The 15,230-nt window shown below is 68.7% G+C and carries 12 protein-coding genes; 9 read left to right on the forward strand and 3 right to left on the reverse strand.

Annotated elements, in window-relative coordinates; translation table 11 throughout:
* Positions 1-78: 78 nt before the first annotated feature.
* The 6 genes from AC1MLT_RS15090 to xylB all read left to right on the forward strand — a co-directional run bounded on the left by AC1MLT_RS15090 (position 79) and on the right by xylB (position 6,987).
* Positions 79-936, forward strand: coding sequence for a carbohydrate ABC transporter permease (locus AC1MLT_RS15090; RefSeq protein ID WP_481033009.1), 858 nt, complete (start codon positions 79-81; stop codon positions 934-936).
* Between the two features lie 11 nt (positions 937-947).
* The gene (locus AC1MLT_RS15095; protein WP_481033010.1) at positions 948-1,769 is read left to right on the forward strand and encodes a carbohydrate ABC transporter permease; all 822 of its coding nucleotides are present in this window, start codon (positions 948-950) and stop codon (positions 1,767-1,769) included.
* A 153-nt stretch (positions 1,770-1,922) separates the two neighbouring features.
* Positions 1,923-2,960 (forward strand): ABC transporter ATP-binding protein, encoded by a 1,038-nt coding sequence (locus tag AC1MLT_RS15100; protein ID WP_481033011.1) that lies wholly within the window; start codon positions 1,923-1,925, stop codon positions 2,958-2,960.
* 132 nt (positions 2,961-3,092) lie between these two features.
* Positions 3,093-4,505 (forward strand): D-arabinitol 4-dehydrogenase, encoded by a 1,413-nt coding sequence (gene dalD, locus AC1MLT_RS15105; RefSeq protein ID WP_481035043.1) that lies wholly within the window; start codon positions 3,093-3,095, stop codon positions 4,503-4,505.
* A gap of 41 nt (positions 4,506-4,546) precedes the next feature.
* Positions 4,547-5,485 (forward strand): AraC family transcriptional regulator, encoded by a 939-nt coding sequence (locus AC1MLT_RS15110; protein WP_481033012.1) that lies wholly within the window; start codon positions 4,547-4,549, stop codon positions 5,483-5,485.
* Between the two features lie 41 nt (positions 5,486-5,526).
* Positions 5,527-6,987, forward strand: a complete 1,461-nt coding sequence (xylB, locus tag AC1MLT_RS15115) for a xylulokinase (protein ID WP_481033013.1) — start codon at positions 5,527-5,529, stop codon at positions 6,985-6,987.
* Positions 6,988-7,012: 25 nt separating this feature from the next.
* Here xylB and msrA read toward each other — a convergent pair whose 3' ends face one another.
* Positions 7,013-7,807, reverse strand: a complete 795-nt coding sequence (gene msrA, locus AC1MLT_RS15120; RefSeq protein ID WP_481033014.1) for a peptide-methionine (S)-S-oxide reductase MsrA — start codon at positions 7,805-7,807, stop codon at positions 7,013-7,015.
* 251 nt (positions 7,808-8,058) lie between these two features.
* Here msrA and AC1MLT_RS15125 point away from each other — a divergent pair, with 251 nt between their 5' ends.
* Together AC1MLT_RS15125 and glf are read left to right on the forward strand one after the other, a co-directional pair.
* Complete coding sequence (locus AC1MLT_RS15125; protein ID WP_481033015.1) at positions 8,059-10,377, forward strand: glycosyltransferase; 2,319 nt, start codon at positions 8,059-8,061, stop codon at positions 10,375-10,377.
* Between the two features lie 61 nt (positions 10,378-10,438).
* A complete protein-coding gene (glf, locus tag AC1MLT_RS15130) occupies positions 10,439-11,590 on the forward strand; it encodes a UDP-galactopyranose mutase (RefSeq protein WP_481033016.1) in 1,152 nt (383 codons plus the stop codon).
* A gap of 169 nt (positions 11,591-11,759) precedes the next feature.
* Here the strand turns inward: glf and groL are convergent, their stop codons facing one another.
* Positions 11,760-13,415, reverse strand: a complete 1,656-nt coding sequence (gene groL, locus AC1MLT_RS15135) for a chaperonin GroEL (protein WP_481033017.1) — start codon at positions 13,413-13,415, stop codon at positions 11,760-11,762.
* A gap of 64 nt (positions 13,416-13,479) precedes the next feature.
* Positions 13,480-13,770 (reverse strand): co-chaperone GroES, encoded by a 291-nt coding sequence (locus tag AC1MLT_RS15140; protein ID WP_481033018.1) that lies wholly within the window; start codon positions 13,768-13,770, stop codon positions 13,480-13,482.
* Positions 13,771-14,097: 327 nt separating this feature from the next.
* On the opposite strand from AC1MLT_RS15140, the gene AC1MLT_RS15145 reads away from it, so the two are divergent.
* Positions 14,098-15,165, forward strand: coding sequence for a ferritin-like domain-containing protein (locus tag AC1MLT_RS15145; RefSeq protein WP_481033019.1), 1,068 nt, complete (start codon positions 14,098-14,100; stop codon positions 15,163-15,165).
* Positions 15,166-15,230: the final 65 nt, after the last annotated feature.

The following is a 15,230-nucleotide window of genomic DNA, read 5'->3' on the forward strand; positions in this document are numbered from 1 at the left end:
GGCGCTGACTGCGGCCTGGCCAAGCCAGTTCCGCGGCAGCCCGCGCCTGCATCCCTCTTGACCGTTCGGGATTTCTCCATGAAACGACTCCTGCCCCGCGCGCTCATGGCGCCGGCGGTGGCCACGCTCTTCCTCTGGATGATCGTGCCGCTGCTCATGACGCTGTACTTCTCGCTCGTCAACTACAACCTCATGCAGCCCGGCGAGCACGCGTTCGCCGGCATCGACAACTTCCACTACTTCATCACCGACCCGGACTTCTGGCCGGCGGTGACCAACACGCTGGTGCTCATCGGCAGCGTGATCGCCATCACGGTGGTGCTGGGCGTGCTGCTGGCGCTGCTGGTCAACGAGCCGTTCCCGGGCCGGGGCATCGTGCGGGTGCTGCTGATCTCGCCGTTCTTCGTCATGCCGGCGGTCAACGCGCTGCTGTGGAAGCACATGATGATGAATCCGATCTACGGCGTGCTGGCCGACCTCTGGCGAAGTCTCGGCCTCACGCCGGTCGACTGGCTGACCGACGTGCCATTGCTGTCGGTGATCATCATGGTGGCCTGGCAGTGGCTGCCTTTCGCCTGCCTGATCTTCATCACCTCGCTGCAGTCGCTCGACCGCGAGCAGATGGAGGCCGCCCGCATGGACGGAGCCACCGCGCCGCAGCGCTTCTTCTACCTGACCATCCCGCATCTGGGCCGGCCGATGGCGGTGGTGATCATGATCGAGATGATCTTCCTGCTGAGCGTGTTCGCCGAGATCGCCATCACCACCAACGGCGGACCCGGCAACGAGAGCACCAACCTCACCTACATGATCTTCAAGCAGTCGCTGATGAACTTCGACGTCGGCGTGGCGTCGGCCGGCGCATTGTTCGCGGTGGTGCTGGCCAACATCGTGGCGGTGTTCCTCATCCGCATCGTCGGCAAGAACCTCGACTGAGGCGCACCACCATGCAAAGCAATCCTCTCCTGACCACCCTGCGCACGATCGGCGCCTGGGCCGCGGCGCTGCTGCTGTTCTTCCCGCTCGGCTGGCTGTTCCTGACGGCCTTCAAGACCGAGCTGCAGGCGATCCACGTGCCACCGCTGTTCGTCTTCGAGCCGACGCTGGACAACTTCAGCGAGGTGCAGCGGCGCAGCGACTACCTGCTGTACGCGCGCAACTCGCTGATCACCAGCCTGGGCTCGACCCTCATCGGCCTGCTGATCGCCGCGCCGGCGGCCTATTCGATGGCCTTCTTCCGCACCCGGCGCACGCGCGACATCCTGATGTGGATGCTGTCGACCAAGATGATGCCGGCCGTCGGCGCGCTGATGCCGATCTACGTGCTGGCGCAGAGCACCGGCCTGCTGGACTCGCTCACGGCGCTGACGGTGGTCTTCACGCTGTCGAACCTGCCGATCATGGTGTGGATGCTGTACTCCAGCTACAAGGACATCCCCAACGAGATCCTGGAGGCCGCGCGCATGGACGGCGCCAGCCTGTGGACCGAGTTCCGCCACGTGGTGCTGCCGCTGTCGGTCGGTGGCCTGGCGTCCTGCGGCCTGCTGTGCCTGGTGCTGAGCTGGAACGAGTCGTTCTGGGCGCTCAACCTGAGCTCGGCCAAGGCCGGCACGCTGGCCACGCTGATCGCCTCCTACTCCAGCCCCGAGGGCCTGTTCTGGGCCAAGCTGTCGGCCGCCTCGCTGATGGCCATCGCGCCGATCGTGGTGTTCGGCTGGTTCAGCCAGAAGCAGCTCGTCCAGGGCCTCACCTTCGGCGCCGTGAAGTAGACACGCCCCCAGGCTTCGCGCACTGCGTGTCGCTGCGCCAACCCCCTCGCCGGGGGCGCTGCCGGCGGCCCGGCAAAGCCGGTTCCGCGGCAGCCCCGGCAAAACATCCGGGCGGCGCGGTGTCCATCAACGAAACGAACACAGGAGCAATCCATGGCCTACCTCGAACTCAGGGGCATCAACAAGAGCTTCGGCGACGCCCACATCATCCGCGGCGTCGACCTGGAGATCCGAAAGGGCGAGTTCATCGTCTTCGTCGGTCCGTCGGGCTGCGGCAAGTCGACCCTGCTGCGGCTCATCGCCGGGCTGGAGCCGGTCACCGGCGGGCAACTGATGCTCGACGGCCGCGACATCACGAACACGCCCTCGGGCAAGCGCGACCTGGCGATGGTGTTCCAGAGCTATGCCCTCTATCCGCACATGAGCGTGGCGGACAACATGTCCTTCGCCCTCAAGCTCGCCGGCGTGGCCAAGGACGAGATCAGGAAGAAGGTCGAGTACGCGGCCCGGCAGCTCAACCTGACCCAGTACCTCGACCGCACGCCCAAGGAGCTGTCCGGCGGCCAGCGCCAGCGCGTGGCCATCGGCCGCGCCATCGTGCGCGCGCCCAAGGTGTTCCTGTTCGACGAGCCCCTGTCCAACCTCGATGCCGCCCTGCGCGGCAACACCCGGGTCGAGATCCACAAGCTGCACGTCGCGCTCGGCGCCACCAGCATCTATGTCACGCACGACCAGGTCGAGGCCATGACGCTGGCCGATCGCGTGGTGGTCCTGCGCGACGGCCTGATCGAGCAGGTCGGCACGCCCATGGAGCTCTACGACCATCCGGTCAACCAGTTCGTGGCCCAGTTCATCGGCATGCCGTCGATGAACATGGTGGAAGCCAAGGCGATTCCCAGCTTCTCGCAGCAGACCGGCGGGCGCCTGCCGGTCGACGGCTTCCTGGGCGTGCGGCCCGAAGGCCTGCGCGTGCACCCCGGCCATGGCGCGGGCGTGCCCGGCCGGGTCGAGCTCATCGAGGCCCTGGGCGCGGACACGCTGATCCACGTCGATGTCGCCGGCGTGCCGCTGATCTCGCGCCAGAACGATCGCACCACGCTGCAGGAAGGCGATGCCGTGGGCGTCGAGCTCGATCCCTCGGTGCTGCACCTGTTCGGCCGCGACGGCCGCGCGCTCTCCGCCACCGCCTGACTCCACCCGCCCCCCGACCTTCGACGGACCGCCGACGTGAACTCCACCGCTTCCACTTCCTCCACATCCCCTTCCTCCGCCCCGGCTGCCTCCACGGCGGCGTCGCCTCCCGGCGCGGCGCCGGCCGCCCGGATCCTGCATCTGGGCCTGGGATCGTTCCATCGCGCGCATCAGGCGGTCTACCTGCAGGCGCTGCACGAGCGGGGCGACACCCGCTGGTCGCTCGCCGGCGCCAACATCCGTCCCGACATGACCGAGGTGCTCGACGCCCTGCGCGCCCAGGGCGGGCGCTACACGCTGGAGACGATCTCGCCCGCCGGCGAGGTGCGCTACCAGCGCATCGAGTCGATCCGCGAGGTGCTGCCGTTCGAGAGCGACCTGGCCTCGGTGATCGCGCTGGGGGCCGATCCGGCCACGCGCATCATTTCCTTCACCGTCACCGAGGCGGGCTACTACCTCGATGCCGCGCACCGGCTCGACCTGGGCTTCGCCGACCTGGCCGCCGATATCGAGCGCGCCCGTCGCGGCGAGCCCGGCCAGACGCTCTATGGCGCGGTCTGCGCCATCCTGCGCCAGCGCCGCGCGGCCGGCGCCGGTCCCGTGACGCTGCTCAACTGCGACAACCTGCGCCACAACGGCGAGCGCTTTCGCGGCGGCCTGCTGGAGTTCATCGAGCGCGCGGGCGACACCGGCCTGCGCGACTGGGTTGCAGCGAACACCACCAGCCCGAACGCCATGGTCGACCGCATCACGCCGCGCCCGCCGCCGGAACTGCGCGAGCGCGTGCGCGCCGCCACCGGCTGGGACGATGCCGCGCCGGTCACCGGGGAGAGCTTCATCCAGTGGGTCATCGAGGACGATTTCATCGCCGGCCGGCCGGCCTGGGAAACGGTGGGCGTGCAGCTGGTCGATTCGGTCCAGCCCTACGAGGAAGCCAAGATCCGTCTGCTCAACGCCACCCACAGCTGCATCGCGTGGGCCGGCACGCTGGTCGGGCTGCAGTTCATCCACGAGGGCACGCACACGCCCGCCATCCGCAAGATGGCCCACGACTACGTCACCGACGACGTGATCCCGGTGCTGGGCACGCCCGGCGCGCCCAGCCCGGTCGACCTGCCGACCTATCGCGACGTGGTGCTCGACCGCTTCGGCAACCCGGCCATCCGCGACACCAACCAGCGCGTGGCGGCCGACGGCTTCTCCAAGATCCCGGGCTTCATCGCGCCGACCATCCGCGAGCGCCTGGCGCGCGGCGAGTCGATCGATGCCGTGGCGATGCTGCCGGCGCTGTTCCTGGCCTTCCTGCAGCGCTGGCACCGGGGCGCGCTGCCCTATGCGTACCAGGACCAGGGCATGGACCCGGCGGCCGCGCATGCGCTGTGCGAAGCCGCCGATCCGGTCGCCGCCTTCTGCGCCGACACGGCGCTGTGGGGCGAGCTGGCCGGCGACACCCGGCTGGTCGATGCCGTGCGGCGCGCCGTCGAACGGGTCGACGCGTTCGTGGCGGCGACGGCCGATGCCGGTGGTGGTAGCGTCATGGGCTGAGTGCCCGAACCCCTCCGTTCGACTCGTCGAATCCGCCGTCCATGTCCATCGTCCGTTCCAGAGCCACCCCACGCCAGCGCCAGCCCGAGGTCGAGCACGACCTCGCGCGCTCGCCGGCGCTGGGCTACGAGACCTCCGGCGAGGCCGGCTGGATCCGCTGCCTCGCGCATGGCTTCCCGAGTCCGCTGGCGCGCTGGCACTGCCACGACGAGTACGAGCTGCACCTCATCACCGAGACCTCCGGCAAGGCCTTCGTCGGCGACTGGATCGGTCCGTTCCAGCCCGGCCACCTGGTGCTGTGCGGGCCGCGCCTGCCGCACAACTGGATCTCGCTGGACATGCCCGAGGCCGGCGTCGTCGCGCGCGATCTGGTGATCCAGTTCCGCCACGAACCGGCGATGCAGGCCGCAGCGCAGATACCCGAGCTCGCCGGCGTCACGCACCTGCTGGAGCGGGCCCGGCACGGCATCGAGTTCTTCGGCCTCTCGACGCAGGCCCGGGACCACTGGACGCGCGTGAAGGGCACGCACGGGCTGCGGCGGCTGGCGGCGTTCTGCGAGTTCCTGGCCGATCTGGCCGAATGCAACGACTACCGGCTGCTGTCGAGCGTGCAGATGCGGGGCGCCGAGGGCGATGCCGAGGGCGACCGCATCAACGCCATCGTCACGCGCATCACCGACCACCTGGCCGAGCCGATCGCATTGGCCGACATCGCCGCCGAACTGGGCATGAGCGAGAGCCGCTTCAGTCGCTACTTCAAGCGCTCGACCGGCAACAACTTCACCGACTTCGTCAACCGGGTGCGCATCAACAACGCCTGCCACCTGCTGATGCAGACCGAGCACTTCGTGACCGACATCTGCTATCAGGTCGGCTTCAACAACGTCGCCAATTTCAACCGGCGCTTCCTGGAGGTCAAGGGCATGACGCCGAGCGAATTCCGGCGCCAGGCCGACAGCCGCTTCGGCGGCGACCGCTGACCCCCCCCGGGCTTTTCTTCGCAACCAAGGACCACGACGGCATGTATCTCGGACTCGACCTGGGCACTTCCGAACTCAAGGCGCTGCTGCTGGCGGACGACCACCGCATCGTCGCGGTGGCGCGCGCTCCACTGACGGTGAGCCGGCCACGACCGCTGTGGTCGGAACAGGACCCGGCGCAATGGTGGGAGGCGCTGGAGACGGTGATGACGGCATTGCGCGCCACGCATGCCGAGGCCCTGGCGACGGTGCGCGCCATCGGCCTGTCGGGCCAGATGCACGGCGCGGTGCTGCTCGATGCCGACGATGTCGTGCTGCGCCCGGCCATCCTCTGGAACGACGGCCGCAGCGCCGCGCAATGCGAAGCGCTCGCTGCCGCCGTGCCGCGCCTGGGCGAGATCGCCGGCAACCTGGCGATGCCGGGCTTCACGGCGCCGAAGCTGCTGTGGGTGCGCGAGCACGAGCCCGAACTGTTCGCGCGCACGCGGCGCGTGCTGCTGCCCAAGGACTGGCTGCGACTGCGACTCTCGGGCGAGGCCGTCAGCGAGATGTCCGATGCCTCCGGCACGCTGTGGCTCGATGTCGGGCGGCGCGACTGGTCCGACGAACTGCTCGGCGCCACCGGACTCGCGCGCCATCACATGCCGCGGCTGGTCGAGGGCGACGCGGTGGCGGCGCACCTGCTGCCGGCGCTGGCCGAGCGCTGGGGCCTGCGACCGGGCATCCCGCTGGCCGGTGGCGGCGGCGACAACGCGGCCAGCGCGGTCGGCATGGGACTGATCGAGCCGGGGCAGGGCTTCGTCTCGCTCGGCACCTCGGGCGTGATCTTCGTCTCGGGCGCGCATTTCGCGCCCCGGCCGGAAGCGGCGGTGCATGCCTTCTGCCATGCGCTGCCGCAGCGCTGGCACCAGATGTCGGTGATGCTGTCGGCCGCCAGCGCGGTGGCCTGGGCCGCGCGCTGCTTCGGCTTCGCCGACGAGCCGGCCCTGCTGGCGGCGGCCGCCACGCTGACGCCGGCACAGCGTGGGCGCGCGCCCTTGTTCCTGCCCTACCTGGCCGGCGAGCGCTCCCCGCACAACGATGCGCAGGCCCAGGGCGTGCTCCATGGCCTGACCCACGCGCATGGACCGGCCGACATCGCCTATGCCGTGGTCGAGGGCGTGAGCCTGGGACTGCGCGACGGACTGGACACGCTGGAGCGCCCGACCGGCGAGCTGCTGCTGGTCGGCGGTGGCGCGCGCAGCGCCTGGTGGAGCCAATTGCTGGCCGATATCCTCGAGGTGCCGCTGGCCCTGGCCGAAGGTGGCGAGGCCGGTGGCGCGCTGGGCGCGGCGCGGCTGGCCTGGCTGGCAGATGGCGGCAGCGCCGCGTCGGTCTGCCGCACGCCGCCGCTGCGGCAGCGCTTCATGCCCGATGCCGCCGCGGCACCGGCGCACCGCTCGCGCCATGCGCGCTTCCGCGCGCTGTACGCGGCACTGCGGCCGCACTTCGGCACCCTGTAGCCGCCGGAGCGGCGGCGCGTCCGCCTCACAGGTCCAGGGCGGCGCGGGCGGGCTTGCGCACATTGGCGCCGACGCCGACCAGCACGGGCTGGGCGCGCCATTCGGCCGGGAACATCCGCTCCAGGTTCCTGACCTTGGGAGCGTCGTTGATCGCGATGTAGGGGTGGTCGGGATGGCGCGCCAGGAAGTCCTGGTGATAGGCCTCGGCCGGGTAGAAGGCCTTGCCCGTCTCGATCGTGGTGGCGATCCCACGCCCGAAGACCCGGGCGCCATCGAGCTGCCCGATGTAGTCCCGCGTCACGCGCTCCTGCTCGGCATCCTGCGGGAACACGGTCGAGCGGTACTGGGTGCCGGTGTCGGGTCCTTGCCGGTTCAGTTCGGTCGGGTCGTGGGCGACCGAGAAGTAGATCTGCAGCAGCCGTCCGTAGCTGACCTTGCGCGGGTCGTAGGTGATGCGCACCGCCTCGGCATGGCCGGTGTCGCCCATGCCCACCGCCTCGTAGGTGGCCGACTTCTGCGTGCCGCCGGCATAGCCCGAGACCGCGCCGCTTACGCCCTCGACATGCTGGAACACGGCCTGCACGCCCCAGAAGCAGCCACCGGCGAACACCGCCGTCGCCGATGCGGAGCCGCCCGATGCCACGCCGACGTCGCTCGCCGGCGGCGGGATGGCGACCGCCGACTCCGCCGCCATGGAGGGCATCGCATGCCACACCACCGCCGAGGCCGCGACGGCGCACAGGCCCAGCCACGAGCGTCGGCCGAGGACCGACAGGCGCTGGGGAAGGGAGCTGGAGGAAGAGGGCAGGGGCGAAGTCATGGGGGGTGGATTTTTAGGAGTTTGACGATTTTTGAGCACGAAACCTACGGGCATGCGGCCGGTGGCCTACAGAAATGAGCCGATTCCTAGTCGATTGTTCCTCTGCGAGGAAGGCTTCCCGCTCATCACGTTTCATGCATTCTTCTCCTCATCCACCTTCCCATGCTGTCTCCAGGGCCGATCTTCATCGGCTCGCGAACGACCGGAACGCCACCCGGCCCACAGCCGAGGGATCGCATCCGCTGGCTCCCTTGTTCGACAGCTTCTGGATCGGTGGCTTCGAGGGCGCCGACCATGTCAACGGCTTCGGGCAACCGCTGGACACCCACGCGCGCAATGGCCACGACACGCACCTGGACGAGGACTATGCGGCGCTGGCGGCGCGCGGCATCCGCACCGTGCGCGAGAGCGCGGGCTGGCGCCATCTGCACGAACGTGGCGAAGCCGGCTGGCGCGCGATCGAGGCGCAGGCCCGGTGTGCCGCCGCCCATGGCATCCAGGTCATCTGGACCCTCATGCACTATGGCTGGCCGGCCGGGCTGGATCCGTTCGAGCGGCCCGACGAGTTCGTCGATGCCTTCGCCGCCCACTGCGCGCGACTGGTCGGGCGACTGGCCGCCATCGAGGGACCACGACCGGCCTACCAGCCGGTCAACGAGATCTCTTTCCTGGCATGGGCCGCCTCCAGCACCGGACTCATCCATCCGCACGTGCCATCGGCGCCCGGCAACGGCGAGCGCCTGAAGCACGTGCTGGTGCGCGCCACATTGCGGGCGTGCGATGCGGTCTGGGCCGTCGAGCCCTCGGCGCGCATCGTGCATACCGATCCGGTGATCCATATCGAGCCGCCACTGGGCGCGGGTCCGGCGGCCAGCGCCGCGGCGCGGCATGCGCATGCCCACCAGTTCGAGGCCTGGGACATGATCGCCGGCCGCGCCGCGCCCGAACTCGGTGGCGCCCCGCGATATCTCGATGTGCTGGGCCTGAACTACTACCACGACAACCAGTGGGAGGCCGGCACCGGCGCGCGCCTGCACTGGCATCTCGGCGACCGCCGCCGCCGCTCCTTCGCCGAGCTGGCGGGCGCCCTTTGGCAGCGCTATGGCCGGCCGATGTGCATTTCCGAGACCGGTCACATCGGGCAGGGCCGCGATGCGTGGCTCGACCACATGGGCGCCGAGGTCCTCGAGTGCCAGGCCCGCCGCATTCCGATCGGCGGCCTGTGCCTGTATCCGGTGATCGACCGTCCGGACTGGCAGGACGCCGGCCACTGGCACCACAGCGGCCTGTGGGACGTGCCCGGCGCCGATGCCGGCGACTTCACGCGCCGGCTCTGCCAACCCTATGCCGACCGCCTGCGCCACTGGCAGCACGTGCTCGCGAGTTCCTCCTCCCTTCCTCCAATCCACAGGCAAAGAACCACCATGACAAGCCTCGTCGTCTTCTCCCACCTGCGCTGGGATTTCGTCTACCAGCGGCCCCAGCAGCTGATGTCGCGGCTGGCCGCGCGCCATCCCGTCGTGTTCGTCGAGGAACCCATGCCCGGCGCCGAGCGGCCCTGGCTGGAACAGCACAGCCCGTGCGCCGGCGTGGTGGTGCTGCGCATGCACCTGCCGGGCCAGGCCCATGGCTTCCACGACGAGCACATGGCCGGGCTGGGCGAATTGCTGGATGGCTATCTGCGCGAACAGCGCATCGACGACTACCTGCTCTGGTTCTACACGCCGCTGGCCTTCCCGCTGGCCGATGGGTTGACGCCGTGCGGCATGGTCTACGACTGCATGGACGAGCTGGCGGCCTTCGATTTCGCGCCGCCGGCCCTGATCGAGCGCGAGAACGCCATGTTCGACGCCGTCGACCTGGTCTTCACCGGTGGCCGCAGCCTCTACGAATCCAAGCGCGCGCGCCATCCGGACGTGCATTGCTTTCCGAGCAGCGTCGACCAGGCCCATTTCGGCCGGCGCGACGTCCCGGACCATCCCGACCAGCTCGCCATCGCGCATCCGCGCCTGGGCTACTACGGCGTCATCGACGAACGCCTGGACCTGGGCCTGGTGGCCGCCGTGGCCGATGCGCATCCGGAGTGGCAGGTGGTGATGGTCGGGCCGGTCGTCAAGATCGATCCGGCCAGCCTGCCCCAGCGTCCCAACATCCACTGGATGGGCCAGCGCCGCTACGACGAACTGCCGGCCTTCCTGTCCGGGTGGGACGTCTGCCTGATGCCTTTCGCGCTGAACGCGTCGACGCGTTTCATCAGTCCCACCAAGACGCTCGAGTACCTGGCGGCCGGCAAGCCGATCGTCAGCACGCCGGTGCGCGACGTGGCGCAGCAATACGCCGCCGTGGTGCCCATTGCGGCGACACCGGCCGAATTCGTCGTGGCCTGCGAGCGCATCCTGGCCTGGGACGACAGCGCGCGCCTGAGCTTCCGGGCCTCCGCCGCCCTGGTCGTGGCCGGCACGTCGTGGGACCGCACCGCCGCCGCCATGCAGGAACTGCTGAGCCGCTTCGACGATGCCGCTGCCGAGCGCACGGTCGGTGTCGAGGAGTCGGACACGGCGCAGGCCTGATCCGCGTCGGTGCCATCTCCATTCCCTTTCCGTTGTCTTCTTCCTTTCGATCTTTTCATCCATGACCCACATCGCCATCGCCGGTGCCGGTTTCTCCGGTGCCGTGCTGGCCCAGGAACTGGCCCGCGCCGGCTGCCGCGTCGATGTCTTCGACACCCGGCCGCATGTCGCCGGCAACTGCCACACCGAACGCGATGCCGCGACCGGCGTGATGCTGCACACCTATGGCCCGCATATCTTCCACACCAGCAACGAGCGGGTCTGGGACTATGTGCGGCGCTTCGGCGAGTTCGTGCCCTTCGTCAATCGCGTCAAGGCGATCACCGGCGGACGCGTGTTCTCGCTGCCGCTCAACCTGCTGACGATCAACCAGTTCTTCGGCAAGACGTTCTCGCCGGCCGAGGCGGCGGCCTTCTTCGAGCAGATCGGCGACCACAGCATCGCGTCGCCGGCCAACTTCGAGGAGCAGGCCCTCTCGCTCATGGGGCGTGAACTCTACGAGGCCTTCTTCGAGGGCTACACCACCAAGCAGTGGGGCATGTCGCCCACCCGGCTGCCCGCGAGCATCCTCAAGCGCCTGCCGGTGCGCTTCAATTACGACGACAACTACTACGCCAGCCGGTGGCAGGGCATTCCGCGCGACGGCTACACGGCGATCGTGGAGCGGATGCTGGACCATCCGGACATCCATCTGCACCTGGGCACGCGCTTCGAGCGCGACGCGGCCAGCGACTACGACCACGTGTTCTACAGCGGTCCGATCGACGCCTGGTTCGGCTACGGGGAAGGCCGCCTGGGCTATCGCACACTGGACTTTGTGCGCGAGGACCACGTGGGCGACTACCAGGGCAATGCCGTCATCAACTATGGCGACCTCGCGGTGCCGTGGACCCGGATCTCCGAGCACAAGCACTTCGCACCCTGGGAGTCGCACGAGAAGACCGTCGTCTTCAAGGAATACAGCCGCTTCTGCGAGGAGGCCGACACGCCGTACTACCCGATCCGGATGGTGGCGGAGAAGACCCTGCTGTCACGCTACATCGAGCTCGCCCGCGCCGAGTCCAAGGTGACGTTCGTCGGCCGCCTGGGCACCTATCGCTACATCGACATGCACGTGACGATCGCCGAGGCCCTCGACACCGCCGAGCAGTTTTGCAAGGCGCGCGACCACGACCTCCCCATGCCCGCCTTCGTCGTCGACCCCCTGGGCTGACCACCACCGCCCCCGCACCCCAAAGAAAAAGCCCTGCCAGCGCAAGCTGCAGGGCTTTTTCTGTTCGCGAGCACCGCGGGACTGGCTCCGCCAGACCGCAGGTGCTGCCCCCGGTAGGGGGTAGGCGCAGCGGACACGAAGTGCCGCGCAGCCTGGGGGCGAGCGAAAGTTACATCCCCATGCCGCCCATGCCGCCCATGCCACCCATGTCGGGCATGCCGCCGCCGCCGGCGCCAGCTTCGTCCTTCGGTGCCTCGGCGACCATGGCTTCGGTCGTCAGCAGCAGGGAAGCGACCGATGCGGCGTTCTGCAGCGCGGTGCGGGTGACCTTCGTCGGGTCCAGGATGCCCAGCTCGAGCATGTCGCCATACGTGTCGTTGGCGGCGTTGAAGCCGTAGTTGCCCTTGCCGGCCAGCACCGCGTTCACGACCACCGAGGCTTCGCCGCCGGCGTTGTTGACGATCTCGCGCAGGGGCGCTTCGACGGCCTTCATCACCAGCTTGATGCCGGCGTCCTGGTCGGCGTTGTCGCCCTTGACCGAGTCGCCCACGGCCTGCTTGGCACGCAGCAGCGCCACGCCGCCACCGGCGACCACGCCTTCTTCCACCGCCGCACGCGTGGCGTGCAGGGCGTCTTCGACGCGGGCCTTCTTTTCCTTCATCTCGACTTCGGTGGCGGCACCGACCTTGATGACGGCCACGCCGCCGGCCAGCTTGGCCACGCGTTCCTGCAGCTTCTCGCGGTCGTAGTCGCTCGAGGCTTCCTCGATCTGGACACGGACCTGCTTGACGCGGGCTTCGATGTCATTGGCGGCGCCGGCGCCGTCGATGATGATCGTGTTTTCCTTGCCCACTTCGATGCGCTGCGCCGAGCCGAGGTCGGCCAGGGTGACCTTCTCCAGCGTCAGGCCGACTTCCTCGGCAATGACCTTGCCGCCCGTCAGGATGGCGATGTCTTCCAGCATGGCCTTGCGACGGTCGCCGAAGCCCGGAGCCTTGACGGCCACGACCTTCAGGATGCCGCGGATCGTGTTCACGACCAGGGTCGCCAGGGCTTCGCCCTCGACTTCTTCCGCGATGATCAGCAGCGGACGGCCCGACTTCGCGACCTGTTCCAGCGTCGGCAGGAGGTCACGGATGTTGCTGATCTTCTTGTCGTAGAGCAGCACGAAGGGGTTGTCCAGGATCGCCGACTGCTTTTCCGGGTTGTTGATGAAGTAGGGCGACAGGTAGCCACGGTCGAACTGCATGCCTTCGACGACGTCGAGTTCGCTGTCCAGGCTCTTGCCGTCCTCGACGGTGATGACGCCTTCCTTGCCGACCTTGTCCATCGCATCGGCGATGAGCTTGCCGATGGTCTCGTCGCTGTTGGCGGAGATCGAGCCGACCTGGGCGATTTCCTTCGACGTGGTGGTCGGCTTGGAAGCCTTCTTCAGCTCTTCGACCAGGGCCGTGACGGCCTTGTCGATGCCGCGCTTGAGGTCCATCGGGTTGATGCCGGCGGCCACGTACTTGAAGCCTTCGCGCACGATGGCCTGGGCCAGCACGGTCGCGGTGGTGGTGCCGTCACCGGCGTTGTCGCTGGTCTTGGAGGCCACTTCCTTCACGAGCTGGGCGCCCATGTTCTGCAGCTTGTCCTTGAGTTCGATTTCCTTGGCCACGGACACACCGTCCTTGGTCACGGTGGGGGCGCCGAACGAACGCTCGAGCACCACGTTGCGGCCCTTGGGGCCCAGGGTCACCTTGACCGCGTTGGCCAGGATGTTCACACCCTCGACCATGCGTGCGCGGGCTTCGCCGCCGAAAACGACGTCTTTTGCTGCCATGTTGATTCTCCGGATTCAGTAATTGGGGGGATGGAAAGGAAGCGCGGGAGAGGAAGCGGACTGCTTACTTCTCGACGACCGCGAACAGGTCGTCTTCCTTCATGACCAGCAGCTCGTCGCCGCCGACCTTGACGGTCTGGCCGCTGTACTTGCCGAACAGGACGCGATCGCCGACGCGCACGGTCAGGGCCGAGAGCTCGCCCTTGTCGTTGCGCTTGCCCGGGCCGACGGCCAGGACTTCGCCCTGATCGGGCTTTTCGGCGGCGGCGTCGGGGATGACGATGCCGGAGGCGGTCTTGGTTTCGCTGTCAACACGCTTGACGATCACGCGATCGGCCAAAGGACGAAGGTTCATAGCATCTCCTGGATGTGCAATGGGGTTGGGTTTCTGCGACCACGGACGCTGCGCCCGGATCGACTTCGGCCGAAGGCAGGGTTGCTGTTAGCACTCTGCTTCGGTGAGTGCCAATGATAAGGGCATTCATCACGATTTCAAGAGCGCACGGGACCCGGCGATCAGGCGATCCCTTACACGCGCCGTCCGATGCGGATGACTCGGCGGCGCCAGGCATGGTCCAAGGATGAATCTTTCGACAGCCGATTTCCCTCGCTCCCGTGCCCTGAAGGGACGGATCCGGGATGTCGCCTTCCTCTTCTGCCACTGCTTTTCAAGGAGACCTTCATGGCCAATCAGAACGATCTTTCGCGCGGTACCACCGCTGGCGATGCCACCGACATGAATCGCGATCCGATCACCGGCGCACCGGGCTCGCACCCCGTGGGCACGGGCGTCGGCGCCACCGGTGGCGCGCTGGCGGGCGCGGCTGCGGGCTCCCTGGCCGGTCCGGTCGGCACGGTGGTCGGCCTGGTGGCCGGCGCGGTGGTCGGCGGGCTGGGCGGCAAGGCCGTCGCCGAGAACGTCAATCCGACGGCGGAGGATGCCTACTGGCGCGAGAGCTACAACCGCGAAGCCTATGTGCAGCCGGGCAGCAGCTACGACGACTACGGTCCGGCCTACGAGATGGGCTGGTCGACGCGGGCATCGCGCGGCGATACGTTCGATGCCGTCGAGCCTTCGCTGGCCGACGAGTGGTCGAGCCGTCGCGGTGCCTCGGGTCTCGACTGGGAGCAGGCCCGTCCCGCCACCCGCGCCGCCTGGGAGCGCGCCGACCGCACCTACTTCAGCGCCACCGATGCCGACCTCGACGGCACCGTCAACACGGCACGCGCCGGCACCACCGTGGGCTCCACTGCCGCGCTCGGCGCCGGCGACGTCTATGACGGCACCGGCGAGCCGCTCGCCAACGACGAGGTGGTCGATGTGCTCAACGACCTGATCGAGAACTCGCGCGATGGCGCCGAGGGCTTCAAGGTCAGCGCCGAGCAGGTCGAGACCGCGCGCCTGAAGCAGGTGTTCAGCGAGCGCGCCAGCGCCTGCGCCGCCGCCGCCGCCGAACTGGTGCCGCTGGTGACGCAATATGGCGGCACGCCCGCCGATGGCGGCACCGCCGGTGGCGCGCTGCATCGCGGCTGGGTCAAGGTCAAGGGCGCCGTCGGCGCCGACAGCGAGGAATCGATCCTCGAGGAAGTCGAACGCGGCGAGGACGCCTCACTGGCGCGCTATCGCAAGGCACTGAAGAACCAGCTGCCGGCCGACGTCCGCGCCGTGGTGCAGAAGCAGGCCGATGGCGCCCAGCGCAACCATGACGAGATGAAGGCCCTGCGCGACCAGGCCCGCGCCCGCAGCTGACCGCGCCTTCGGCAGTCCCTTCCGGCACCGCTCGCGGCCGCCGGCTCCGGGACTGCCGCCGTCGA

This window comes from Variovorax sp. PEI5 (genome assembly GCF_056679935.1).